Below are 23,299 nucleotides of genomic sequence, written 5' to 3'. Positions count from 1 at the left end.
CGCTACTTGAAGGAGGGCGGTGCGCTCAGATCGTTCATGGGCGGCGGAGCGCCGGCGGGGTCTGCGGGTTTCGCGCCGTCGAGCGGGTTGCCGGCGGGCAGCTGCAGGCCGCCGGGGAGGCTCAGGCCGCCGCCGCTATTGCCGAAGCCGGGAACCTCGATCTTGATCGTGTTCGGATCCACAACCGCGCCATTGCCCTTGTAGTGCATGACCATCTGCGGAAACATGATCGTCAGGGCGACCATCAGGATCTGGATGAAGACGAAGGGGACGGCCCCCCAATAGATCTGTCCGGTCGTCACAGGCGGGGTCAGCTTGCCGGTGATCCGGTCGAGATAGGGGATCTTCGGCGCGACCGAGCGCAGGTAGAACAGCGCAAAGCCGAAGGGCGGATGCATGAAGCTCGTCTGCATGTTGATGCCGAGCAGCACCCCGAACCAGATCAGGTCGATGCCGAGCTTGTCGGCGGCCGGGGCCAAGAGCGGCACGATGATGAAGGCCAGCTCGAAGAAATCGAGGAAGAAGGCGAGGAAGAAGACGAGCGCGTTGACCGCGATCAGGAAGCCGGTCTCGCCGCCCGGCATGGCGGTCAGGAGATGTTCGACCCAGATGTGGCCGTTGACGCCGTAGAAGGTGAGCGAGAAGACGCGGGCGCCGATGAGGATGAAGAGCACGAAGGCCGAGAGCCGGGTCGTGGCGGTGAGGGCCGAGCGGATGACCTCCATCGACAGGCGGCCCTTGGCGCCGGCCATGATGAGCGCGCCGACGGCGCCCATGGCCCCGCCTTCGGTCGGTGTGGCGATGCCGAGGAAGATGGTGCCGAGGACCAGGAAGATCAGCGCCAGCGGCGGGATGAGGACGATGATGACCTGCTGGGCAAGGCGCGACATCATGTTGAGCCCGGTCGCGCGGTCGATGATGGCGACGACGTAGATGAAGGCCACGCCGCAGGTTCCGCCGAGGATGTCAGCATCCGGCCCGTAGGTCGGCGAGAGCATGACATGCGCGGCATAGGCGAAGGCGAAGGCCACGACGAGCGCGACGATGAGCGAGGTGACGCCGGAGCCGAGTGTGCGGGCTTCGAGCGGCAGCGCCGGCATGGCGTCGCGCTTCAGGAACGACACCAGCAGGATATAGCCCATGTAGAGCCCGGTGAGGACGAGGCCCGGAATGAGGGCCCCGGCATACATGTCGCCGACGGAGCGGCCGAGCTGGTCGGCAAGGACGATGAGGACCAGCGAGGGCGGGATGATCTGCGCGAGCGTTCCAGACGCGGCGATGACGCCCGAGGCGACCCGGCGATCGTACCCGTAGCGCAGCATGATCGGCAGCGAGATCAGGCCCATGGCGATGACGGAGGCCGCGACGACGCCGGTGGTGGCGGCCAGGAGCGCGCCGACGAAGATGACGGCATAGGCAAGCCCGCCGCGCACCGGGCCGAACAACTGGCCGATCGTGTCGAGCAGGTCCTCGGCCATGCCGGACTTCTCGAGCACGATGCCCATGAAGGTGAAGAAGGGAATGGCGAGCAGCGTGTCGTTCGACATCACCCCCCAGAACCGATCCGGCAGCGCGTTGAGCAGCGGCCAGGAGAGGTTGATGCTGTCGGAGAAGGGCGCGAGCTCGACGCCGATGACGAAGAACAGGAGGCCGTTCGCAGCCAGCGAGAAGGCAACGGGATAACCGATCAGCATGAAGATGATCAGCGACAGGAACATGATGGGGGCGAGGTTCTCGGCAATGAACTCGATCACGGGCGGACCTCCTGATCGGTGTTCGGCACGGCAGTTTCCAGCGGTGCATGCGTCGGCACGTAGGGCGCGGGATCGTCGATGACGCCGCGCATGATGGCGATCTTCTTGATGATTTCGGAGACGCCCTGGAAGGCGAGCAGGACGAAGCCCGCGAGCAGGATGGCCTTGGCTGGCCAGAGGATGAGACCGCCGGCGCTCGAGGAGACCTCGCCGGAGGTGTAGCTCATCCGGACATAGGGCACGAGATAGACGATCATCACGAGGACGAAGGGCATGAGGAACAGGAGGTGGCCGAGAAGGTCGATCCAGTGCTGAACCCGGCGGGAGAAATTGCCGTAGACGACGTCGATGCGGATGTGCTCGTTCTGCTTCAGCGTGTAGGCGGCGGCCAGCATGAAGGCGGCGCCGAACAGGTACCACTGCGCCTCGAGCCAGGCGTTGGACGACATGTTGAAGGTCTTGCGGATCACCGCGTTGCCGGCGCTGACGAGCACGGCGACGAGAATGAGCCAGGTCACGGACTTGCCGATGAACTCCGTCGTCGCGTCTATCAGGCGGCTGAGGCCCAGCAGTGATCTCATGTCGAACTCCCCCTCCGGCCGCGCTCCCCAGCGGCTCTCCATGTCGCCACAGTGCCGATTTCGGCCGTGCTTTCAAGCGCCATGGACGGTTTTGCGCACCGTTTGGGCCTGCGCGGCGCAGCGATGCGACCAAAGTCGAAGACCCGCCCGGGCGCGTGCGGCGCGGCATCTCCGGCGCGACGGATGGCGCCTGCGCCCCGCGCCGAATTGCCGCGGAAGATCATGATCGTCTTATAATGTTCTGATATGATTACAGAAATGTAATGCGCATCTTCATTTGCCGTTCATCATCCCGACCCTAGTTTCCGGCTGTCTCGCAACACAAGGACACGCAGTCATGAAACGTTTCATCATCGCTCTTCTCGCCACATCCTTCCTCGCCGCGCCGGGCGCCTTCGCTGCGCCGCAGGACCGGCATGACGGCGCCCGGGGGCGGACGGTCGAACGGCACTCGACCACGACGATCAAGAAGACCGTCGTGCGCAAGACCCGCTGGGCCCGCGGACATCGCCTGTCGCCGGCCGAGCGCCGCCGGACCGCCGAGATCCGCGACTATCGCCGCTACCGCCTGAGCGCGCCGCCGCGCGGCCAGCGCTGGGTCAAGGTCGACAATGATTTCCTGCTGATCAGCGTCGCCACCGGCGTCATCGTCGGCCTTTCCTCCGCCCGCTGACATGCGTCTCGCTGCGGCCCCCGAACAGGGGGCCGCAGCCTGTTTCTCCGCGGTATCACGCCGCGTGCGTGCGCCCGTCAGCCCTGCTGCGACAGGCAGCTTGCCAGCGACTGGGCGATGCCGTTCATCAGCTGGAAGTAGAGATCGGGGCCCGCGGTCAGCGTGCCGGCTTCCGGGTCCAGCGTTCCGGATTTGGCGTTGGTGCCTTCCAGGACGACATTGACGAGCTTCGGCTCGAACTGCGGCTCGGCAAAGACGCAGGTGGCGCCGAGCGTTTCGATCTTCGCGTGAATTTCCTTCAGGCGCTGGGCCCCGGGCGCTGTTTCCGGGCTGACCGTGATCGAGCCGGCGATGGCGACGCCGTAGCGCTTTTCGAAATACTGATAGGCATCGTGGAAGACGACGAAGGGGCGGTCCTTGACCGGGGCCACCGTGGCGGCGATCGCACGATCCAGCGCGTCGATCCGCGCGTCGAGCGTCTCGCGGTTGGCGCGGTAGGCCGCGGCATGGTCGGGATCGGTCTTCGACAGAACCGTCTCGATCTCGGCGGCCATGGCCTTGGCATTGCGCGGGTCGAGCCAGGAATGCATGTCGAACTCGCCATCGTCATGGGCATGGGCATCAGCATCCGTCGCTGCGTGGCCACCGGCAGCCTCGGCCGGCGCGGCTTCGGCCTCGTCGCCATCGTCGTCCGCCTCGAACGGGCCGCCTTCACGCTGCGGCAGCTTTTCGACGCCCGGCGCGTCTTCCAGCGCCACGATGGTTGCCTTCGATCCCAGCGTTTCCAGAGGTTTCGTCAGGAAATGCTCCATGCCTTCGCCCATCCAGAAGACGATCTTCGCGTTCTGGAGCGCGGCGGCATTGGAGGGCTTCATGTTGTAGGTATGGGGGGAGGCGGCGCCTTCCACGATCAGCGCGGGTTCGCCGACACCCTGCATGATGGCGGCGACGAGCGAGTGGATCGGCTTGATCGACACCACGACGTCGGGTGTCTGTGCATGGGCCGTCCCGGCCGCCAGAAAGGCGGTGGCGGCGAGGATCAGCGAGGCGCGAGGGGACATGGGAGGCTCCTGTAGGGTTCTGCCGGGCCGACGACCGGAAAAGGCTATGCCGGCATTGCATTCTCAATGTAATGTTATTACATCAATTGCGTTATGCTATAACGTGTGGCATAGCCGCTGGCAACAGGGTTCTCCGGGAAATTTCCGATGTCCGAAATCGACGCTCGACTGCAGACCGCCCCTTTGCCGGGCCCGGTGGCCCCACGCGCAACGCCTGCGCGGTCTCCCGGTGCCGCGCTGGTGACGCTGCGGGAGGTCGGCATCCGCCGCAGCGGGCGCTGGCTGGTGCGGGGCGTCGATTTTTCCGTGTCGCGGGGCGAGATCGTCACCTTGATCGGCCCGAACGGCTCGGGCAAATCCACCACCGCCAAGACGGCGATCGGCGTGCTGAAGCCCGATGAGGGCCGTGTCGAGAAGGCGGGCGGCCTGAAGGTCGGCTACGTCCCGCAGAAACTCGCGATCGACTGGACGCTGCCGCTGACCGTGGAGCGGCTGATGACGCTGACGGGGCCGCTGAAAAGCGCCGAGATCGCGGAGGCCCTGTCGTCCACCGGCATTCTGCACCTCGCGCGGGCGGAGGTGCAGCATCTCTCCGGCGGCGAATTCCAGCGGGCGCTGCTCGCACGGGCGATCGCGCGTCGCCCGGATCTCCTGGTGCTGGACGAACCGGTCCAGGGCGTCGACTTCTCCGGCGAGATCGCGCTCTACGATCTGATCAAGACGATTCGCGACAGAACCGGCTGCGGCATCCTGCTGATCTCCCACGACCTGCACGTCGTCATGGCGGAGACGGATACCGTGATCTGCCTCAACGGCCATGTCTGCTGCCGCGGCACGCCGCAGGCGGTGAGCCAGAGCCCCGAATATCAGCGCCTCTTCGGCGTGAAGGCCGCGCAGACGCTGGCCGTCTACAATCACGATCATGACCACACCCATCTTCCCGACGGTCGCGTCCTGCATGCGGACGGAAGCCTGACGGACCATTGCCACCCGGAGGACGGTCACCATGCGGGCGACCACCATCCCGGAAGCCACCATCCGGGAAGCCACCCCCCGGGAAGCGACCGGGCACAGGATACGGCCGCCGCGGCCCACGTGCATGACGAAAACTGCGGATGCGGCCACAGCCAGGTCCGCCTGAAGCGACTCGAACCGGGGAAGCGCGACCGTGCTTGACGATTTCTTCATTCGCGCCCTCATCGCCGGCGTCGGTCTTGCCATCACGGTCGGGCCGCTCGGCTGTTTCGTCGTCTGGCGGCGCATGGCTTATTTCGGGGACACCATGGCGCATTCCGCGCTGCTCGGCGTGGCCCTGTCGCTGCTGCTCGACCTCAACCTCATGGTCAGCGTGTTCCTCGTGGCGGCGATGGTGTCGCTGCTCCTGCTCGCGCTGCAGAAGCGCGGCGGGCTGTCGACCGATGCCCTGCTCGGCATTCTCTCGCATTCCTCGCTGTCGATCGGTCTCGTCATCGTCGCCTTCATGACCTGGGTGCGGATTGATCTCGTCGGCTTCCTGTTCGGGGACATCCTCGCCGTGTCCGAGGCGGATATCGACCTCGTCTGGGGCGGCGGCATTCTCGTGCTGATGGCGCTGGTCATGCTCTGGCGGCCGCTGCTCGCCTCGACCGTCAATCCGGAGATCGCCGAGGCCGAGGGGCTCAATCCCGAGCGCTCGCGTCTGCTCTTCATGCTCCTGATGGCGCTGGTCATCGCGATCGCCATGAAGATCGTCGGCATCCTGCTCATCACCTCGCTGCTCATTATTCCCGCCGCCACGGCGCGCCGCTTTGCGGCCTCGCCCGAGATCATGGCCGTGTTCGCCTCGCTGATCGGCGCGGTGTCGGTCGTCGGCGGGCTGTTCGGCTCGCTGCATTTCGACACGCCGTCCGGCCCGTCGATCGTGGTCGCGGCCCTCGTCATCTTCGTCCTCAGCCTGCTGCCGATCGGCAAGCGCGGCCGGGAGGGCACGCCCTTTTCACCGCCGGGAGGACATCACTGATGGAGCCACGCAAGCTGACGCGCAACCAGGCGCTCGTGCTGGAGACGCTGACCCACGCCGAAGCGCCGCTCAGCGCCTATACGATTCTCGACAAGCTGCGCGACCACGGGTTCCGGGCCCCGCTGCAGGTCTACCGGGCCCTGGAGAAGCTGACGGAATTCGGCATCGTGCATCGGCTGGAGAGCCTCAACGCCTTCGTCGCCTGCACCCACCCGCACGATCACGGGCCGGAGAAGGGCGTGATCGCCTTTGCGATCTGCGAGGATTGCGGGCAGGTGAGCGAGATCAGCGACCCGGAGATCGAGGACCGTCTGGCACATCTGGCGCTCAAGCGGCACTTTACCACGGAGAAGACGACGATCGAGATGCGCGGGCACTGCGGCAACTGCACCGCGGCGTAACCTCGCCCGGCATGACCCGATCTGGCCTGATCTGGCCTGATCGACCTGACCTGGTCTGACCAGCGCTCAGGCCTCGTCGATGCGCGTCAGCGTCGCCGAAAAGGCTCTGGCGTTGCGCACATAGCTTTCGGCCGAGGCGCGCAGGCCGGCAATGGCCGCGTCGTCCAGCGTGCGCAGCACCCGCGCCGGAGCGCCGACGATCAGCGAATTGTCCGGGAAGACCTTGCCCTCGGTGACGAGCGCATTGGCCCCGACGAGGCAATTGCTGCCGATGACCGCGCCATTGAGGATGGTTGCGCCCATGCCGACCAGGCTGTTGTCGCCGATGGTGCAGCCATGGACGATGGCGCGATGGCCAATGGTGCAGCCTTCGCCGATGGTGACCGGGAAGCCGGTATCGACATGGACGACGGCGCCCTCCTGGATGTTGCTGCGCGCGCCGATCGTGATCGGTTCGTTGTCGGCCCGCAGCACCGCGCCGAACCAGATGCCGACATCCGCGCCGAGCACGACATGTCCCACGACATGGGCGTCCGGCGCGATCCAGTAGCGATCGGGGGCCGGGCAGGTGGGGCGCAGGGTGCCGAGAGCATAGAGAGGCATGGGGGCTCCAGGAGCAGGGGTAAGGGCGTGCGGGGTCGATGTCATGCTGCGTTGACGTCGTGCCGGGTGAGGGCGGGCGAAGCGGTGCTGCCGCGCCCGCCCATTCTGCGTCAGACGACGGTGACGGTGAGATCGCCGATCCCGTCGATGCCGCAGGTGACGACATCGCCGCGCTCGACAGCGCCGACGCCGGCCGGCGTGCCGGTGAGGATGACGTCGCCGGCGGCCAGCTCGAACAGCTTGGAAAGCTCCGCGATGATTTCCGGGATCTTCCACGTCATCTGCGCGAGATCGCCATCCTGCCGGATGGCACCGTTGACGCTGAGGTGAATGCGGCCGCGGGCCGGATCCACGCCCTGTTCCGCCGGCACGAGCGGCGAGACCGGGCCGGAGTGCTCGAACGCCTTGGCGGCCGCCCATGGCTGGCCCTTGCTCTTGGCGTCCGCCTGCAGATCGCGGCGGGTGAAATCGATGCCGACCGCATAGCCCCAGACGCAGTCCATTGCGGCGGCCGGATCGATATCCGTGCCGCCGGACTTCAGCGCCACGACCAGCTCGACCTCGTGATGCACATCGTTCGAGCGTGCGGGATAGGGAAAGCCCGACGCCGGGAGACGAAGGTTTTCCGGATTTTTCTGGAAGAAGAAGGGCGGCTCGCGCGTGGGGTCATGCCCCATCTCGATCGCGTGGAGGGCATAGTTGCGGCCGACGCAATAGACGCGACGAACGGGGAAACCGGCCTCGCTTCCCGAAACGGGCAGGATGACGGGCGGAGCGGCGGTGATGACGGTGTTCATGGCATTCCGGATGCTGGTGACGACAGCGAGAGGATAGCACCGGGGAACGGGCGCGGGGAAGACGACGGACCCATTTTGCCGCCGGGGACATTTGCCGCTGCCATCCGTCTGCCGCCACGATCCGTTTGCAGGGAAGGCCATCCTGCGAGGACAACATGTTGCCCGGTGAAGGCTGGTGTCGGGAGAAGGTTGGTGTCGGCACGTGTTCCCGACGGGCGGACGACGCTCGGGACCGCGGGCCGCCGGACGCTCGGCTTCAGGCGCACGGGCTCGATCCTCCCGGCTCGGGACGGTGCGGATGGCGAAACCTAGCGAACGTGCCGGATGTCTATGCCGACAGCGGCCTCAGCGGCAGGCATAGGCCTGGAGCTGGGCGCGGGTGATGAAGGGGCCGCCGCTGCGGGTCTTGCGGTCCGGATCGGTGTATTCGAGGCTCGGCACATCCGGGAGAGCCAGGGCCTGGCGCACCGTCATGATGCCGACATCGCGCCGATCGGCACCACGCTTTACGCTCACTTCTACGATGCGGTACAGATTTTCCTCGACCATGTCTCTCTCCCTTGCCTCTTTCGTGCAATGCGTGTTCGTGCGGCCTGTCATCCCGTGGGTCGTCAAGTAGGCCGTCCTGCGCGGCGGCCGTTGTTCACGCGCCGATTTCGCGCGACTCAGGCATTTCGGTCTGCGAAGCAGGTTTTTATGAGGCACCTCACCATGAGCTTGCCAGAAAGTCCGTGCTACAACCAGCGAAAAATGCGGGACGCAGAAAATAAGGCAGGCCTGTAAAGAAAATTTCGACCCGTTTTACTGCACTGCAAAAACATAATGCCAAAATGTGACGTTTTTTCTGGCGGTGCGGAACAAATTTCCTTCTGGTTATCTTTCTTCCTTGTCTCTCACCTACCCGGAGCAGGAAAATGTCCGATATCAAGACAGGATTTACCGGCGAACTCGAAGACAAGACCACGATGAAGGCGCAGGTCAAGCGCGCGACTTCTGCCGTGCAACGCGAAGCCGGGGCCGTGGCGGCGACGGCGCAGGACCACCGGGCGGCGACCGGCACCGCGCTGCTGCTGGTTGGCGCGGTCGCGTTTCTGGCCGGCTACGTTCTGGGCGCCGGAGACCAGAGAGACAGCTGGCACGACCGCTCCTGGTTCTGACGCGGGTTCGGTTTTAATACAGCCTGAAAATCTCTCTACCCATCTTGTTTTTGCTGCAATGCAGCATTATCTTGATGGTTACCGAAGCGCTCCTCCTCCTCCCAGGTGCTTCGGTCGATCCGGGTCATCTCCTCCCGACCCAGGATCCTTTCAGAAAGCCTGCCGCACCTCCTCCCGCGGCAGGCTTTTTTGATGCGCCTTGCCGCCGCCGATGCGATCCCGTCCGGCGCGCCTTTTCGGAAGGCCGGGCCTTGGCGAGGATCAGCTGGGGGTTTATGACGACGCCCACAACCCGTGCCCGGACGGACCGGCATGCTGGGAATGAGCGGAGGCAGGCAGGCATCCCCGACAGGCCGCGCCGCGCCGGTTTTTAGCCCGCGAGCCTTCGCCGGCCGATTCCTCTTGAGCGACGAGACGACAGGATGACGGACATCGCAGACACCCACTTCAAGACCCACACTGGCACGCGTCCCTACACCGGCCCCGTCTTCGCCGTGGCCCCGATGATCGACTGGACGGATCGGCATTATCGGTATCTTGCGCGGCAGCTTTCGGCGCATGCGCTGCTGTATACCGAGATGATCGTGGCCGATGCGGTTTTGCGGGGGGATCGGGCGCGGTTGCTGGCCTGTCCGGTCGCCGATACGCCCGTGGCGCTGCAGCTGGGCGGCAATGATCCGGACAAGCTGGCGCAGGCGGCGCGGATCGGGGCGGATTTCGGCTATTGCGAGATCAACATGAATGTCGGCTGTCCCTCCGACCGCGTCCAGTCCGGCACCTTCGGGGCCTGCCTGATGCGGGAGCCCGCGGTGGTGGCCGACTGCGTGGCGGCGATGAAGGCGCAGGTCGCGCTGCCGGTGACGGTGAAATGCCGGATCGGCGTCGACGACCAGGAGCCGGAGATCGCGCTGCGCGCGCTCTTGGAGCAAGTGCGGGCAGCCGGCGTGGACGGCGTGTGGGTGCATGCGCGCAAGGCCTGGCTGCAGGGCCTCTCGCCGAAAGAAAACCGCGAGATCCCGCCGCTCGACTACGGGCTGGTGCACCGGATCAAGGCGGAGAACCCCGATCTCTTCATCGGCCTCAATGGCGGACTGCACACGCTGGGCGATGCCCTGCGGCAGCTTCATCCTGTCGATACGCCCCATCTTCTCGCCGCTCCTCTGCTTGCCGCTCCTCTGCCTGCCGCCCCTCTTCCTGCCGCTCCTCTGCTTGCCGACGCGTCCCGGCCGCTCGACGGCGTGATGCTCGGCCGGGCCGCCTATCATGATAGCGCGCTGCTGACCTGCGTGGACGGCGCCTTTCCGCATCCCTTGACCGGCGCGGCGCCGGTCGCCGTCGATCCGGCGGACATCACCGAGGCGGGGCACCGCATGTCGCAGGACCTCTGGTACGGCGTGCGCGATGCGATGATGGCCTATGCCGCCGGACATATCGCGGCCGGCGGGCGGCTCGTGCATGTGACGCGGCACATGGTCGGCCTGTTCCAGGGATGGCCGGGCGCGCGGCGGTTCCGGCAGATCCTGTCGTCGGATGCGACGCGGGCCGGGGCGGGGCCGGAGGTGATCCTTGCCGCCTTCGCCGCCGTGCTCGACGGGGCGGGGGCCCGCGCGGACGCCGGGGCGGGCGACGCTGCCGCGTGATTGCCGCCGGTTCGAACGGGTCAGGTCTTGTTTTGATGCATGTCGTTCCCGAAACCGCTGCACACGTTCGGGCGACCTGCATGAGGATGTCTTGAAAGGCGCCGGGCGACATCCGGGGTTTCGCCGGTCTCTGCGGCGGGAGGGGCCAGTCTAGCGCCGGTCCTGCAGGCGGGGAGGCGGCGGGCGCGGTTTTTCTCGGCGTTCGTTGCAAGGCCCGGCGCTCTGGCGGACGATGAGGCCCACCAACAGAAACGGCGCCACAAGGGCGCCGTTTCCGGAATGTCGTCAGCGGCGGATCAGGCAGCGCTGATGTTGACGGCCTTCGGGCCCTTGCCCATGCGATCCGGCTCGGTGTCGAAGGTGACCTGCTGGCCGTCCTTCAGGGTCTGCAGGCCGGCAGCCTGGAGAGCGGAGATGTGGACGAAAACGTCCTTCGCGCCGCCTTCCGGCGTGATGAAACCAAAACCCTTGTCCTGGTTGAAGAATTTTACGGTGCCTTTGGTGGCCATGGGGATGTCCTCTGGTCTTCCCTTGTTGTGGTAACCGCACCCCCGGTGCCGGGGAGGCGGGCGGTCGTGCGTGCCGGAACAGGGCACGCGGTCTGGATGTCACGTACGGGAGCAAAGAACGTCTACGCCCATGGGAGCCGCAAGGCCGTGGCCGGCCATCCGCCCCATGCTGCCGTTCGGCTGTGTCCACAGCAGATACCCCACCGGAACGCCGCCGAGCGGCACAACCACATCAGTCCAGTCTCCGGGATGAACAGCCCGAACGGTATATTTCTGCCAGCAAATACGCGCCTTGGCAAGCGGGTCTCCGCTGGGATCCGCGGGGACCGAACGGAGAAAAAGGCCGGGCCTCCACATTTTCGTCGGATGCGTGACCGAGTGTCCCGAAGCGGTGCACCGCGGCGCATGCGTGCGGGCTGCGGGTTTGCATGTGTGCAAGGGCGTCTCGTGCGCGCCAAGGGTTGATGCCGGAGGCCGGGGCGGGTACTGCAAGGGTGCCGACATCGACCGGCTGACACGAAGCAGCCGAGACCGGAACGACCGGCGGCAAGGCCGGCTGCGGCGAAAGGAACGGGGGCAAGGTGATCGATCCCTATGCGATGCTGGGCGTGGAGCGCGACGCCGACGAGGCCGCGATCAAGGCCGCCTATCGCCAGGTGGCCAAGACGGCGCATCCCGACCAGGGCGGCGACGGCGCGGTCTTCGGCCAGCTGCAGGCCGCCTACGACCTGTTGCGCGACCCGGTGCGGCGAAAGATCTTCGACGATACCGGCTATGATCCGCAGCTCGCCGACCCGCGCGACCTCAAGGGCCTGCTGGTGATCGAGACGCTGGTCAACGAGGTGATCCTCGACGAGCGCGAACCCGGCAGCTTCGACCCGGTGGCCGCCATGCGCCGCCGGCTGTCCGACGATATCGTGAAAAGCCGGTTCCATATTCTCGAGCTCGAACGCCACCGCACCCGTGTCCGCCAGCACATGGACCGCCTCGGCCGCCGCCCGGACGCCGATGTGCTCGGCTCCATGCTGCGCGCGCGCTCCCAATCCATCGCCGATGCGATCAAGACCGCCGAAGGCCAGATCGAGGTGATCGAACAGGCCTATCTGATGCTGGAAGCCTATCGCTACGAGCTGGAATCGCTGCGCGGCGAGGAACGCGACGAAGCGGCGGAATAGGACGCCGGTTTTCGGCCGCCCGCCACTGGCGGTTGAGTTTCGGCATGCAGGATGGCGGGACCGGTGGTGTTAGGTCGGCGTCGCCATCCTGTCCGGGCCTCGCTCTGCGCGCTGCTTTCTGCACCGTCAGACCCGCGTGCCGGCTGCCGACCTCTCACCACACCTCCTCGTCCCGGGCGGATTCGCGGCGCCAGAAATCTTGGAATTCCGCTTTGAGCGGGTGGCCGCGGGGGAGGCAGGATCGGGCGACGGCGAGGGCGGCGCGGATGTCGGTGTCCATCGGATCGCTGCCGAGGAGACGGCCCATCTCCTTCAGCGCGCCCGGCGCCAGAAGGGCTTCGACCTCAACCGACAAGGCGAGAATCACGAGAAAGCCCTCGACGAGATCGCGCGGCATGCCGGCGAGGCAGCGGGGCAGGACCATCTCGGCCTGATGGACGCCGCGGGCCGGATCGTGCGGCGTCGCGCCGGGAAGGCTGCAGCACCGGTGCCGGCGGCAGCGGGCGCGGTCGCAGAGCAGGGCCTGGGTGAACAGCATGTCGGCGGTCGCGCAAACGCGGCTGCGCGGCTCGAACGGGCGGGATGGCGCGGGACGCGCGGGGACAGGAGGTGCAGATTCGGGCGGCGCGGGAGGCCCGGTCTCGTCGCTGCCGGGGGTGTCATGGCGTCCGGTATCGCAGCGTCCGGTGTCGAGGGTGCCCGTTTCATGGCCGGCGGTCTCACCGCCGGCGCGGCTGGAGGCAAGATCGGCGGGGTCCCGTCCGGTGATATCCGGTGCGGCGGGACCAGGCTCCGCGTCACTGCGGCCAGCGGGATGGGGCCCGGCAGGCTTGGAGTCGTCACGTTTTGGGGCAGCTGGCTTTGCGTCGGCAAGGTCGGGGATCTCCTCCCGGTTTCCCGCGTAGCAGGCAAAGGGCCAGCTGACGTCGAGGGACATACCGTTTGTCGGCGCGTGATCGGCATACGGCGCGGCTGTCGGGTTGGCCGGCATGTCGTGAGGCGCGGAAGGCGGGAAAAATGGGCGGGCGTTTCGCCGGGCGGTTCGCCGGGCTGCGGGCCGTCGGGGGCGTCGGGACATGCGGTCTCCTTCACGCAGGCGGTTCGGCCTCGCGGTATGGCGCATCGATCGTGTTCGGCCCTTGAGGGCCGAGGTTCGGACGGGGCGCTGGAAGCTGCCGCGTTGACATGAATGTAGAATGACACCTTCCGGCGCCCCGTTCGGCGGTTTCTGCCCGCACGTGCCTCTCTGCCGTCGTCCCGGCGCGCCCAAAGGGCGCGTGAAACGACGCTCCGTGCCGCAAAGGCAAACCCGAACCGTTCTGGTGCATCGCTTGCGCGGTGCGCCGGCGCCTCGGGGGGAGGTCGTGATGCGAACCGTGATGCGGGAGGCGCACGTCGTTCCACCCGCCCCACAGCCGGCTCCGCCTCGCCGGCACGCCTGCCGGTGTATCCGAGAGCGGAACGCGGCCAGTATGCGGGGCGCTCATGCCGGCGGGGAAAGCGGCGTGCCAAAAAATGTGCGGCTGCGCGCGGCGAACGCGGGGCCGCCGGGGATCGACAGGCGGGGCAAGGCCCGCCCGGATCGGCACAGCGGCAGGCGCTGACCGGCCCGCCGCTTTGTTTTCAAAGAGGTTTCAGCATCGTGGGGCGGGCCGAAACCTCAGCTGTAGCCACCCTTGGCGCGCTGCTCGGCGGCCTCGCGCTGGGCGCGGTCCAGATCGTCTTCGCCTTTGGTGTTCCCCGTCAGCGAAATCTCCGGTTTGCCGCCTGACGTCGCCGAGCGACCGGACGGTCCCGCACCGGTGGCGTCTCCGCCCTCAACCTTGGCATGCGGGATCTGGGCGCTGTCGAAATAGGTGCGGAACGAGGAGATCCGGCCGTCCGCCTCTTCCAGCACGCTGACGCCGCCATAATCGAAGGTCTCGCCGGACATCGTGCCGCGGCTGCGCCATTCGAGAAAGGCAACGCCGTCCGTCTCCGTCACGGCGCGGAATTCCGACGAAATCTCGTCGAAGGCATCGCGGTAATGCGACCAGAACGTCTTCGCCGCATCCGGCCCGCCATCATCATAGGACACCAGCGGATTGGACACGCTGGCATCATCGGCAAACAGTTTTGCAATGGTCTCGACATCCCGATCGGATTCGAGGCGATGAAGGGCGGAGATGAAGGTGTCTGCAAGGGCTGTCATGGGGCGCTCCTGAGGTTTGGGCTCAGGAGGGGAACTGGATGATGGGTGGGTTGTTCCGGGGGGAGGTGAGAGCTACGTACCAAATATTGACTAACATATGTACGACTATGATCTAGGGTTGCATACTAAATACGTATCGCTAGGCTAACCGACGGAGAATTTTTTGAGGTGTCCCCATGCAGATCTCACGAATTGAAATTAAAAATTACAGATCGATTGAAAAGCTTGAAGTCGACTTCACAAACTTTAATTCTTTAGTAGGACCAAATAATGCGGGAAAGTCAACTGTCTTAAGGGCGATAGATCTATTCTTTGAAGCGTCCCCTAGGATATCTCAGTCAGACCATCTGATGCATGATACTTCTAGGACCATCGAGATCGCAGTAAAGTTTGGGAATTTGACTGCGGCCGAGGCAGATGAGTTTAAAACTGCGGTTACCGATGGGTTCTTGGTAATTGCACGAGAATTTGGCGGTCCACGTGCTGAAACAGGCGATTACTTCGTGTTTGCACGCGTTAATCAAGTGTTCGAAGAGTTTCGAAGCGAGCAAAACGGAACGAAGAGGAGGACCATATTCGCGGGACTGCGTAAACAGTATCCGGAGATCTCGGCGGCAACTGGGGAGGAGATGGACGTTGAATTGCGAAATTGGGAGGCCAACAACCCGGATCAACTGCAAAGTACTCGTGTCCGCGGTTTTTTCGGAGCAAGAAATGTAGCGAATGGAAAACTAAAGAAGAAAACTTCCGTCCGGACCGTTCCTGCAGTAAAAGAGGCAACAGAGGAAGCAACCGACTCTAAAAAAAGTCCCATCATTGGTCTACTAAATGAAATTGTTCGCCAGACGTTCGAAAACCGCAAAGACTTTAGCGATTTTGTAGCGCAATCAAACAACAAAATTGCGGAGCTTACCGATCCTTCAACGGTACCTCAATTATCAGGGATAAGTGATCGACTTACACAAACGGTGGGGCGATACTACTCAGATACAGGGCTCATCGCAGACCTTAACAAAGCAAATGAGCTCACGGTCACATTTCCCAGCCCTCTCATAAGTGTCCTTCATCGGGGCCTCAAGGTTGACGTCTCTCAAGTAGGGCATGGACTTCAGAGAGCTATATTCTTCTCTCTTGTTCAATTTCTAGCCGAAGAGCAGACTGAGAAGGGGAGTGACGGCCATGTCTTTAAAGAGGCGCAGAGTGATATCATTCTTCTAATTGAAGAGCCGGAGATATATCAGCATCCGTTGAAGCAGTCATTATTCTATGATGCTTTTAAGGAAATATGCAGCGGCTTTAGTATAGTATCCGGGATCAGGATACAAATAATATTTGCTACGCATTCAGAAAAATTCGTCCGACTGCGTGACATCGACAAAGTACGCCTGATCTCGAAAAGACCGGTCGGTGATTCATACGTAACTCTTGTTAAGGCTTTGTCCATCGCGCAATTTAGCAGTGGTATGGCTGCGCTGGTCGGGTCGGATATAGCCCTCTCCGACGAAGCATTTTCTGCTGGTCTACATATTTTTAGTCGAGAAGTTTCGGAAGGATTTTTTGCTGACCAGATAATACTGGTTGAAGGGGTGTCGGATAAGGCAATCCTTGAGGGAATGTTTCTTCATCTTGGATACGATCCGTATCGCGACGGTATATCGATCATACCCGTCGATGGGAAAACTAAACTTGATAAGCCACTGTTCGCTTTCCGCGCGCTCGGAATTCCAGTATATACGGTTTTTGACAATGATAAATCCGCGAGGACATGTAAGGATTCGGTGAAAAGAAACCGGGTGCTGCAAACTATATGCAGATCTCAGAACATTGAAGACTTTCCGGTTGGTGTATTTAGCGAGTTTTGTTGCTTCGATGGAAATTTGGAGTCGTATGTAAAATCCCTTTTAAAGGAAGAATACAAAGCAATTATAGGAGAAGTTAGTGCCGCATTCGAGGTGTCGGCGAGAGAGGTGGTGAAGACTCCCGCTGTTGTCCAAGCCTTTCTCAAGACAGCGATTGATAGGGGACACGAATTTACTATGCTTAGTCAGCTAATAAAAACGGTTCGCAGTAGAATAGCTGTGTAACTGCGTCTACCGCCCCGGCCGCCCCGTCTTCCCTTTCGTCCGGCCCTTCTGCCGCTTCACATCCCCGGCATCCTCATAGCTGCCGACGCCCGCTTTTGCGCGCACCAGCGGGCGCGGGTCGTCGGTGGCGCGTTCGGGCTGGCCTTCGGTCAGCGGTGAGAAGCGTTTCGTGGCCTTGGCCGCGTCGGGCTTGACCGGGAGGGGGCCGTTGACCGGCTTTTCGGTCCGGCCGACGGTCATTTCGTCGAGGTCGTTGCGGCGGAAGAGCGGGCGTTCGGTGTCGGTGCCGGGGCCCATGTCGTCGAGGCTGTTCTGGCGGAAGAGGGAGGGTGCGGGTTGAGGTTGCCCCTCATCCGCCCTGCGGGCACCTTCTCCCCGCGCGCGGGGAGAAGGACCGGCGAGCGTGGCGCCTTCTGCGTCCTCGTCGGCGGTCGTCTCTGCATTTCGCGCGGCTTTCGATTTGCCCGTGGCGACTTCCTGGCTTTTCGCGGCATCCCGGGCCTTGGCGGCCTTCTGGTCGGCCTTGCTGACGAAGCCTTCCTGAGATTTGGCCTCCTGCCGCGCCATCGGGTCGTCCATGGTGGCGAGTTCGGTGGCCTTGAGGCGCTTGATCTCGTCGCGCAGGCGAGCAGCGGTCTCGAAGTCGAGATCGGTCGCGGCGTTGCGCATCTGCTTTTCCAGCGCTTCGAGATGGGCGGCGAGGTTGTTGCCGACCATATGGCCGCCGGAGGCAAAGCCCTTGCCGGTGGCGCCGCCGATGTCGGCGCGGACATGGTCGCGCTCGTAGACACTGTCGAGAATGTCGGAGATCTTGGCCTTGACCGATTCCGGGGTGATGCCGTGGGCCTCGTTGTAGGCCATCTGCTTTTCGCGGCGGCGGGCGGTCTCGTCCATGGCGCGCTGCATCGAGCCGGTGACCTTGTCGGCATAGAGCACGACCTTGCCGTCGACGTTTCGCGCCGCGCGGCCGATGGTCTGCACCAGCGAGGTTTCCGAGCGCAGGAAGCCTTCCTTGTCGGCATCGAGGATGGCGACGAAGCCGCATTCGGGAATGTCGAGGCCTTCGCGCAAGAGGTTGATGCCGACGAGCACGTCGAAAGCTCCCAGACGCAGATCGCGGATGATCTCGATGCGCTCCAGCGTGTCGATGTCGGAATGCATGTAGCGGACGCGGATGTTCTGCTCGTGCAGATATTCGGTCAGGTCTTCCGCCATGCGCTTGGTCAGCACGGTGCAGAGCGTGCGATAGCCCTTGGCGGCGGTCTCGCGGATCTCGCCCAGCACGTCGTCCACCTGGCTTTTTGCCGGGCGCACCTCCACCGGCGGGTCGATCAGGCCGGTGGGGCGGATGACCTGCTCGGCGAAGACGCCGCCGGACTGGTCCATCTCCCAGGCGCCGGGCGTCGCCGACACGGCGATGGTGTTGGGGCGCATGGCGTCCCATTCCTCGAAGCGCAGCGGCCGGTTGTCCATGCAGGAGGGCAGGCGGAAGCCGTATTCGGCCAGCGTCGCCTTTCGCCGGAAGTCGCCCCGGTACATGCCGCCGATCTGGCTGACGGAGACGTGGCTTTCGTCGATGAACAGCAGGGCATTGTCGGGAATGTATTCGAACAGGGTCGGCGGCGGCTCGCCGGGGCGGCGGCCGGTCAGGTAGCGGGAATAGTTCTCGATGCCGGCGCAGGAGCCCGTCGCCTCCAGCATCTCGATGTCGTAGCGGGTGCGCTGTTCCAGCCGCTGGGCTTCCAGGAGGCGTCCGGCCTTCTCAAGCTCGGCGAGGCGCAGCTTCAGCTCCTCCTTGATCGACTTGATGGCGGCGTTCAGCGTCGGGCGCGGCGTCACATAGTGGCTGTTGGCGTAGATCTTGACCGATCGCAGGTCGCCGGTCTTGGTGCCGGTCAGGGGATCGAATTCGGTGATCGCGTCGATCTCGTCGCCGAACATGGAGATGCGCCAGGCGGCATCCTCCAGGTGGGCGGGGAAGAGCTCGATCGTGTCGCCGCGCACCCGGAAACTGCCGCGCTGGAAATCCATGTCGCGGCGCTTGTACTGCTGGGCGACGAGGTCGGCCAGCAGCTGGCGCTGGTCGAGGCGGTCGCCGACCGACATCTGGAACGCCATGGCCGTGTAGGTTTCCACCGAGCCGATACCGTAGATGCAGGACACCGAGGCGACGATGATGACGTCGTCACGCTCCAGCAGAGAGCGCGTGGCGGAGTGGCGCATGCGGTCGATCTGTTCGTTGATCGAGCTTTCCTTCTCGATGAACGTATCCGAGCGCGGCACATAGGCTTCCGGCTGGTAATAGTCGTAGTAGGAGACGAAATACTCCACCGCATTGTTCGGAAAGAAGTTCTTGAACTCGGAATAGAGCTGCGCCGCCAGCGTCTTGTTGGGCGCGAGAATGACGGCGGGGCGCTGGGTGGCCTCGATCACCTTGGCCATGGTGAAGGTCTTGCCCGAGCCGGTGACGCCGAGCAGGACCTGGCTGCGCTCGCCGCTGTTGAGGCCTTCCACGAGATCCTTGATGGCCGTCGGCTGGTCGCCGGCCGGCTGGTACTCGCTGACCATCTCGATATGGATGCCGCCTTCGGACTTGGTCGGGCGGGCGGGACGGTGCGGCGTCCACATCTTGCCGTCCTTGAACAGCGGGTTGCCGCTTTCGATCAGCTGCGCCAGCGCATCCACGGTGGCGGTGACCGCGCCGGGCGCGAGCGTGGCGGACTCTTCCAGCGAGATATCCATGCCGGACACGGCGGGCAGGCCGGCCGCGGCGCGCGATTTCGGATCGCTGGCGCCGCCCATGGAGGTGCCGCGCGCGGATCTCGATGCCTTGGGGGAGAGGGCGGGCTCGACGGGTTTCGCCTTCGCCTTCGCGGCGGCGATCTCCACCTGCTTGCGGTGCTTGCCGGCCTTCGACGCGACATCGCGGCGCGTCTCGTGGGAGGACGCCTCGGCCTCCGCCTCGAGCTGCCGGACCCAGTCGGACACGGAACCGCCCAGGGGGCCGGACAGCTCGCCGGACAGCGGCGCGCCGTCGAACGGCGCCTGGGGCGCCTCCTCGAATCCGGTGGGTTCACGGGAGGACGCTGCGGTTTTCTTCGGAGATCTGGCCATGCCGGAAATATGGAGAGAGTCTGGCGGAAAGAAAAGGGGAGAAGAACGCATCGTGTACGGATCGCCCCCGCCGCGACCCGGCAACGTCCCGGGCGAAACCGTCTATCTGAGAGGATGCTCATATATTGGAAAGAAATATATGGGCACTGTTGCGGGGTTGGCAACGCCAACGAAACAGGGGCGCAACAAGAGCGCAACAGGGGGCATGTCATGAAACAGTATAAAATCTCCGTGCGATTGTACGGACTGGTGGGAATGGCGCTGATCGTCATGGCGGGGGCCATGACCTATTCGCTGTTCCAGTCGCATGCGCGGCTGGTCGACGAGCGCAAGGCACTGCTGGCCGCGGTGGACGAAAGCGCGCTCGGCATCTTCAGCCATTATCACACGCTGGAGCAGGCGGGCACGCTGACGAAGGCGGCCGCGCAGGCCGCGGCGCTCGATGCGGTCCGCGCCATGCGGTTCCAGGGCAGCGGCTACCTCGTCGTCAGCGACATGACGAGCCGCATGATCATGCATCCGATCAAGCCCGAACTGGACGGCAAGGACCAGAGCGGCCTCAAGGACGCGAACGGCGTCGCCATCCTGCAGCTGTTCGCCGACCAGGTGAAGGCGCAGGGGCAGGGCTTCGTGGCCTATTCCTGGCCGAAGCCGGGCAGCACCGTGCCCTTGCGGAAATTCACCCACACCGCCGGCTTTGCACCCTGGGGCTGGGTCGTCAGCACCGGCAGCTACGAGGACGATCTCAACACGCTGTTCTGGCGGGGCCTCATCGCGCTTGCCGTCATTACCGGCGTTGCCGGTCTTGTCATTCTCGGCGTGGCTTTTGCCGTCGTGCGCAGCGTCGTCCGGCCGATCGACCGGCTGAAGGGGGCGATGACGGCAATTGCCCGGGAAGACGTGTCGTCGCCCGTGCCGGAGGCGGATCGCGGCGACGAGATCGGGCAGATGGCGGGCGCGCTCACCGTGTTGCGCGACAGCGTGGTCGACCGGATCGCGCTGCGGGAGCGCGTGGCGATCCGGCAGAGCGAGATCGACAGCGAGCGGCGGACCAACGAGATCCGCGCCGCCCGCCAGGCCCACGAGCAGGCGGAGGCGATCGGCATCGTCGGCGAGGCGCTCGAAGCGCTGGCGGGGGGTGACCTGACCGTGACGATCGGCGCGATCGCGCCGGACTATTCCAAGCTGCGCGACGACTTCAACCTGTCCATCGCGGCGCTGTCCGACGCGATCCGGTCGATCGCCCGCTCCACCGACGTCGTCCACGGCAGCGCCGGCGACATTTCCGCGGCCTCGAGCAACCTGTCGCGGCGCACGGAACAGCAGGCGGCGGCCCTGGAGGAAACGGCGGCGGCGCTCGATCAGATCACCGCCACGGTGCGCCAGGCGTCCGAGCGGGCCGGCGAGGCGCGAACCATGGTGGCTGAAACCAAGTCCAGCGCGGAGCGATCGGGCGGGATCGTGCGCAGCGCGATCGCGGCCATGAGCCGGATCGAGAACTCCTCGGCCCGCATCGGCCAGATCATCGGCGTGATCGACGAGATCGCCTTCCAGACCAACCTGCTGGCGCTGAATGCCGGCGTCGAGGCGGCGCGGGCCGGCGAGGCGGGGCGCGGCTTTGCGGTCGTGGCGCAGGAGGTGCGCGAACTTGCCCAGCGCTCGGCCCAGGCGGCCAAGGAGATCAAGGACCTGATCCGCACCTCGACCAGCGAGGTGGAAACCGGCGTCACGCTGGTCCGCTCGACGGGCGACGCGCTGATGGAGATCGAAACGCTCGTCAACGGCGTCAACGACCATGTCGTCTCGATCGCCACCTCCGCCCGCGAACAGGCCACCGGCCTGCAGGAGGTCAACGTCGCCGTCAACAGCATGGACCAGATGACGCAGCAGAACGCGGCCATGGTCGAGGAGACCACGGCCTCGAGCCAGACGCTGGCGCAGGAAAGCCGCACGCTGAAGGACCTGCTGCAGACCTTCCACCTCAGCGGCGGAAGCGCCGGCGGCGACGGGCAGGCGCGGCGGGCGGCCTGAGCCGCTCGACCCGCCGAACCGTCGAAGCGCCGAATCGCCGCACCCGGCCTTTGAGGGGCGCTGCGCCAGGCAGCGCCCTTTACTTATGTCTGCGGACCGTTCGTGCATGTCGCCGACAAGTGAGCAGCGGTTTCGGGAAACGATACGCATCACAACAAGACCGTAAAGCGCGTTGCGTCGATCCTTTATCCCGCAACGCGCTTTAGGTGCGGGCGCGGGGCGGGTGTGCCGGGCGCTATCGATCGGCGGGCGCGAGGCCGGGGCCGCGATGACGACAGGGTGGAAGGCAGGTTGCGGGTGGCGGAATGGCCCTGCTATGACGGGGGAACGCGGGGCGGACGCGGGCAAGACACGACAGGACCTCGAAAGGACACTCCATGAGCAAGCGCGCCATCATCATCGTCGACCTGCAGAACGACTATCGCACGGACGGCCGGTTTCCGCTTTCCGGCATCGACGCCGCCGTCGCCAAGGCGGCCCGTGTGGTCGAGGCCGCGCGCCGCGCCGGCGACCTGGTCGTCCATGTCCGCCACGAAAGCCCGGCCGACGGCCCGTTCTTCGCCGTCGGCACGCAAGGGGCGGAGATCATGGCCGCGATGGCGCCGCAGGCGGGCGAGGCGATCGTGACCAAGCGCTTCCCCAACGCGTTCCGGGAGACCCCGCTCGCCGGGATGCTCGCATCCGCCGGGGTGGACGACGTCACCGTGATCGGCGCCATGAGCCATATGTGCATCGATGCGACCGCCCGGGCGGCCGCCGATCTCGGCTTGCGGACGACCATCGTGGAGGATGCCTGCGCCACGCGCGATCTGGCGTTCAAAGGCGAGACCGTGCCCGCCGGCACGGTGCACGCGGCCTTCATGTCGGCGCTGGCCTTCGCCTATGGCGAGGTCGTCTCGACCGAGGACTATCTCGCGCGATAACGGGCGTCTGGCCGGGAGGGCGCCGTTCAGCGCTCGCCCGGAACCGGCGTCGGGTGGCCGTCGGCATCGAGGGCGACCATGACGAAGATGGCGTCGGTCACCTTTTCCATGCGGTCGGAAAGGTAGCGCTGCGCCCAGGCCTCGACCTTCAGCGTGATGGACGTGCGGCCGACGGCGGCGATGTCGGTGTAGATGCACAGGGTGTCGCCGATCTTGACCGGCAAAGCGAAGGCCATCTCGCGCACGGCGGCGGTGACGACCCGGCCGCGGGCGCGCTCGGCGGCGCGGATGCCGCAGGACAGGTCCATCTGGGCCATGACCCAGCCGCCGAAGATATCCCCGGCGGCATTGGCATCGGCCGGCATGGCAAGGGTTCGCAAGGTCAGTTCACCGCTGGGCGTCGTCATGGCCTTCTCCGGCTGTTGCAGCGCCGCCGGGAGCGCCGGTGGCAAGCCCCGTGCTATCGCGGTTGTGCGCGTTCGTCATCCCCCCACAGGCTGGAAAGGTGCAAAGCCGCCACTGGTCGCCGTCGACCTGTCGACGCGCCGTCGGCGGTTTGCCTGTCTGCGTGGTTTGCCTGTCTGCGTGAGGCGACGCTTCCTCAAG

The 23,299-nt window shown here is 65.0% G+C and carries 21 protein-coding genes; 10 read left to right on the top strand and 11 right to left on the bottom strand.

The genetic code is table 11. The features are described 5' to 3' along the window. Positions 1-2 precede the first annotated feature (2 nt). Entirely contained in the window at positions 3-1,754 is a 1,752-nt protein-coding gene (locus ASG25_RS12295; RefSeq protein WP_062473895.1) for a TRAP transporter large permease subunit, read from the bottom strand. Then, positions 1,751-2,335, bottom strand: a complete 585-nt coding sequence (locus tag ASG25_RS12290) for a TRAP transporter small permease subunit (RefSeq protein WP_062474564.1) — start codon at positions 2,333-2,335, stop codon at positions 1,751-1,753. The genes ASG25_RS12295 and ASG25_RS12290 overlap by 4 nt, the downstream gene beginning before the upstream one ends. A gap of 337 nt (positions 2,336-2,672) precedes the next feature. Between ASG25_RS12290 and ASG25_RS12285 the strand changes: the two genes are divergently transcribed. Further along, complete coding sequence (locus ASG25_RS12285) at positions 2,673-3,008, top strand: RcnB family protein (protein ID WP_062473893.1); 336 nt, start codon at positions 2,673-2,675, stop codon at positions 3,006-3,008. Positions 3,009-3,085: 77 nt separating this feature from the next. Here the strand turns inward: ASG25_RS12285 and ASG25_RS12280 are convergent, their stop codons facing one another. Beyond that, complete coding sequence (locus tag ASG25_RS12280) at positions 3,086-4,069, bottom strand: zinc ABC transporter substrate-binding protein (RefSeq protein ID WP_062473891.1); 984 nt, start codon at positions 4,067-4,069, stop codon at positions 3,086-3,088. A 147-nt stretch (positions 4,070-4,216) separates the two neighbouring features. Between ASG25_RS12280 and ASG25_RS12275 the strand changes: the two genes are divergently transcribed. Genes ASG25_RS12275 through ASG25_RS12265 form a run of 3 tightly spaced genes read left to right on the top strand, consistent with a single transcriptional unit; the run spans position 4,217 to position 6,469 of the window. Next, on the top strand, positions 4,217-5,245 hold the full coding sequence (locus ASG25_RS12275; RefSeq protein ID WP_082480103.1) for a metal ABC transporter ATP-binding protein: 1,029 nt from the start codon (positions 4,217-4,219) through the stop codon (positions 5,243-5,245). Beyond that, complete coding sequence (locus ASG25_RS12270) at positions 5,238-6,068, top strand: iron chelate uptake ABC transporter family permease subunit (RefSeq protein ID WP_062473889.1); 831 nt, start codon at positions 5,238-5,240, stop codon at positions 6,066-6,068. Before ASG25_RS12275 ends, ASG25_RS12270 begins: the two co-directional genes overlap by 8 nt. Further along, on the top strand, positions 6,068-6,469 hold the full coding sequence (locus ASG25_RS12265; RefSeq protein WP_062473887.1) for a Fur family transcriptional regulator: 402 nt from the start codon (positions 6,068-6,070) through the stop codon (positions 6,467-6,469). The genes ASG25_RS12270 and ASG25_RS12265 overlap by 1 nt, the downstream gene beginning before the upstream one ends. 66 nt (positions 6,470-6,535) lie before the next feature. Here the strand turns inward: ASG25_RS12265 and ASG25_RS12260 are convergent, their stop codons facing one another. From ASG25_RS12260 to ASG25_RS12250, 3 genes are all read right to left on the bottom strand, one after another. Then, complete coding sequence (locus tag ASG25_RS12260) at positions 6,536-7,072, bottom strand: gamma carbonic anhydrase family protein (RefSeq protein WP_062473885.1); 537 nt, start codon at positions 7,070-7,072, stop codon at positions 6,536-6,538. A 110-nt stretch (positions 7,073-7,182) separates the two neighbouring features. After that, complete coding sequence (locus tag ASG25_RS12255; protein WP_062473883.1) at positions 7,183-7,869, bottom strand: fumarylacetoacetate hydrolase family protein; 687 nt, start codon at positions 7,867-7,869, stop codon at positions 7,183-7,185. A gap of 345 nt (positions 7,870-8,214) precedes the next feature. Continuing rightward, entirely contained in the window at positions 8,215-8,418 is a 204-nt protein-coding gene (locus ASG25_RS12250; RefSeq protein ID WP_062473881.1) for a hypothetical protein, read from the bottom strand. A gap of 365 nt (positions 8,419-8,783) precedes the next feature. Here ASG25_RS12250 and ASG25_RS12245 point away from each other — a divergent pair, with 365 nt between their 5' ends. Beyond that, the gene (locus tag ASG25_RS12245; protein WP_062473879.1) at positions 8,784-9,026 is read left to right on the top strand and encodes a hypothetical protein; all 243 of its coding nucleotides are present in this window, start codon (positions 8,784-8,786) and stop codon (positions 9,024-9,026) included. Between the two features lie 422 nt (positions 9,027-9,448). Next, entirely contained in the window at positions 9,449-10,666 is a 1,218-nt protein-coding gene (gene dusA, locus ASG25_RS12240; RefSeq protein ID WP_062473878.1) for a tRNA dihydrouridine(20/20a) synthase DusA, read from the top strand. Positions 10,667-10,962: 296 nt separating this feature from the next. Here dusA and ASG25_RS12235 read toward each other — a convergent pair whose 3' ends face one another. Continuing rightward, positions 10,963-11,175, bottom strand: a complete 213-nt coding sequence (locus ASG25_RS12235) for a cold-shock protein (protein WP_062473876.1) — start codon at positions 11,173-11,175, stop codon at positions 10,963-10,965. Positions 11,176-11,774: 599 nt separating this feature from the next. On the opposite strand from ASG25_RS12235, the gene ASG25_RS12230 reads away from it, so the two are divergent. Then, the gene (locus ASG25_RS12230; protein ID WP_156466901.1) at positions 11,775-12,350 is read left to right on the top strand and encodes a J domain-containing protein; all 576 of its coding nucleotides are present in this window, start codon (positions 11,775-11,777) and stop codon (positions 12,348-12,350) included. Positions 12,351-12,504: 154 nt separating this feature from the next. Here ASG25_RS12230 and ASG25_RS12225 read toward each other — a convergent pair whose 3' ends face one another. Together ASG25_RS12225 and ASG25_RS22290 are read right to left on the bottom strand one after the other, a co-directional pair. Next, positions 12,505-13,287: a hypothetical protein gene (locus ASG25_RS12225; protein ID WP_062473872.1), complete on the bottom strand. Its 783-nt coding sequence runs from the start codon at positions 13,285-13,287 to the stop codon at positions 12,505-12,507. Between the two features lie 723 nt (positions 13,288-14,010). Continuing rightward, on the bottom strand, positions 14,011-14,541 hold the full coding sequence (locus tag ASG25_RS22290; RefSeq protein ID WP_082480101.1) for a nuclear transport factor 2 family protein: 531 nt from the start codon (positions 14,539-14,541) through the stop codon (positions 14,011-14,013). A 176-nt stretch (positions 14,542-14,717) separates the two neighbouring features. Here ASG25_RS22290 and ASG25_RS12215 point away from each other — a divergent pair, with 176 nt between their 5' ends. Continuing rightward, positions 14,718-16,625: an AAA family ATPase gene (locus ASG25_RS12215; RefSeq protein ID WP_082480100.1), complete on the top strand. Its 1,908-nt coding sequence runs from the start codon at positions 14,718-14,720 to the stop codon at positions 16,623-16,625. A 6-nt stretch (positions 16,626-16,631) separates the two neighbouring features. Here the strand turns inward: ASG25_RS12215 and uvrB are convergent, their stop codons facing one another. After that, positions 16,632-19,739: an excinuclease ABC subunit UvrB gene (uvrB, locus tag ASG25_RS12210; RefSeq protein ID WP_062473868.1), complete on the bottom strand. Its 3,108-nt coding sequence runs from the start codon at positions 19,737-19,739 to the stop codon at positions 16,632-16,634. Between the two features lie 210 nt (positions 19,740-19,949). Here uvrB and ASG25_RS12205 point away from each other — a divergent pair, with 210 nt between their 5' ends. Then, on the top strand, positions 19,950-21,770 hold the full coding sequence (locus ASG25_RS12205; RefSeq protein WP_062473866.1) for a methyl-accepting chemotaxis protein: 1,821 nt from the start codon (positions 19,950-19,952) through the stop codon (positions 21,768-21,770). 377 nt (positions 21,771-22,147) lie between these two features. Next, positions 22,148-22,693 carry a cysteine hydrolase family protein gene (locus ASG25_RS12200; protein WP_062473864.1) on the top strand — a complete coding sequence of 182 codons (546 nt, stop codon included), beginning with the start codon at positions 22,148-22,150 and terminating at the stop codon, positions 22,691-22,693. 26 nt (positions 22,694-22,719) lie between these two features. Here ASG25_RS12200 and ASG25_RS12195 read toward each other — a convergent pair whose 3' ends face one another. Further along, complete coding sequence (locus tag ASG25_RS12195) at positions 22,720-23,100, bottom strand: acyl-CoA thioesterase (protein WP_062473862.1); 381 nt, start codon at positions 23,098-23,100, stop codon at positions 22,720-22,722. Between the last annotated feature and the right edge of the window lie 199 nt (positions 23,101-23,299).

The organism is Rhizobium sp. Leaf384 (assembly GCF_001424065.1).
Taxonomy (GTDB): domain Bacteria; phylum Pseudomonadota; class Alphaproteobacteria; order Rhizobiales; family Rhizobiaceae; genus Ferranicluibacter.
The sequence above is the reverse complement of the archived record's forward strand: the minus strand, read 5'-3'. Positions and strand labels throughout refer to the sequence as shown.

What these genes read in the sequence shown, in the direction of transcription:
- ASG25_RS12280 (WP_062473891.1), bottom strand. Translation starts at nt 4,069, where the DNA reads ATGTCCCCTCGCGCCTCGCTGATCCTCGCCGCCACCGCCTTTCTGGCG.
- ASG25_RS12215 (WP_082480100.1), top strand. Translation starts at nt 14,718, where the DNA reads ATGCAGATCTCACGAATTGAAATTAAAAATTACAGATCGATTGAAAAG.
- ASG25_RS12235 (WP_062473876.1), bottom strand. Translation starts at nt 11,175, where the DNA reads ATGGCCACCAAAGGCACCGTAAAATTCTTCAACCAGGACAAGGGTTTT.
- uvrB (WP_062473868.1), bottom strand. Translation starts at nt 19,739, where the DNA reads ATGGCCAGATCTCCGAAGAAAACCGCAGCGTCCTCCCGTGAACCCACC.
- ASG25_RS12290 (WP_062474564.1), bottom strand. Translation starts at nt 2,335, where the DNA reads ATGAGATCACTGCTGGGCCTCAGCCGCCTGATAGACGCGACGACGGAG.
- ASG25_RS12285 (WP_062473893.1), top strand. Translation starts at nt 2,673, where the DNA reads ATGAAACGTTTCATCATCGCTCTTCTCGCCACATCCTTCCTCGCCGCG.
- ASG25_RS12195 (WP_062473862.1), bottom strand. Translation starts at nt 23,100, where the DNA reads ATGACGACGCCCAGCGGTGAACTGACCTTGCGAACCCTTGCCATGCCG.
- ASG25_RS12205 (WP_062473866.1), top strand. Translation starts at nt 19,950, where the DNA reads ATGAAACAGTATAAAATCTCCGTGCGATTGTACGGACTGGTGGGAATG.
- ASG25_RS12225 (WP_062473872.1), bottom strand. Translation starts at nt 13,287, where the DNA reads ATGTCCCTCGACGTCAGCTGGCCCTTTGCCTGCTACGCGGGAAACCGG.
- ASG25_RS12260 (WP_062473885.1), bottom strand. Translation starts at nt 7,072, where the DNA reads ATGCCTCTCTATGCTCTCGGCACCCTGCGCCCCACCTGCCCGGCCCCC.
- ASG25_RS12245 (WP_062473879.1), top strand. Translation starts at nt 8,784, where the DNA reads ATGTCCGATATCAAGACAGGATTTACCGGCGAACTCGAAGACAAGACC.
- dusA (WP_062473878.1), top strand. Translation starts at nt 9,449, where the DNA reads ATGACGGACATCGCAGACACCCACTTCAAGACCCACACTGGCACGCGT.
- ASG25_RS12230 (WP_156466901.1), top strand. Translation starts at nt 11,775, where the DNA reads ATGCTGGGCGTGGAGCGCGACGCCGACGAGGCCGCGATCAAGGCCGCC.
- ASG25_RS12255 (WP_062473883.1), bottom strand. Translation starts at nt 7,869, where the DNA reads ATGAACACCGTCATCACCGCCGCTCCGCCCGTCATCCTGCCCGTTTCG.
- ASG25_RS12250 (WP_062473881.1), bottom strand. Translation starts at nt 8,418, where the DNA reads ATGGTCGAGGAAAATCTGTACCGCATCGTAGAAGTGAGCGTAAAGCGT.
- ASG25_RS22290 (WP_082480101.1), bottom strand. Translation starts at nt 14,541, where the DNA reads ATGACAGCCCTTGCAGACACCTTCATCTCCGCCCTTCATCGCCTCGAA.
- ASG25_RS12200 (WP_062473864.1), top strand. Translation starts at nt 22,148, where the DNA reads ATGAGCAAGCGCGCCATCATCATCGTCGACCTGCAGAACGACTATCGC.
- ASG25_RS12275 (WP_082480103.1), top strand. Translation starts at nt 4,217, where the DNA reads ATGTCCGAAATCGACGCTCGACTGCAGACCGCCCCTTTGCCGGGCCCG.
- ASG25_RS12265 (WP_062473887.1), top strand. Translation starts at nt 6,068, where the DNA reads ATGGAGCCACGCAAGCTGACGCGCAACCAGGCGCTCGTGCTGGAGACG.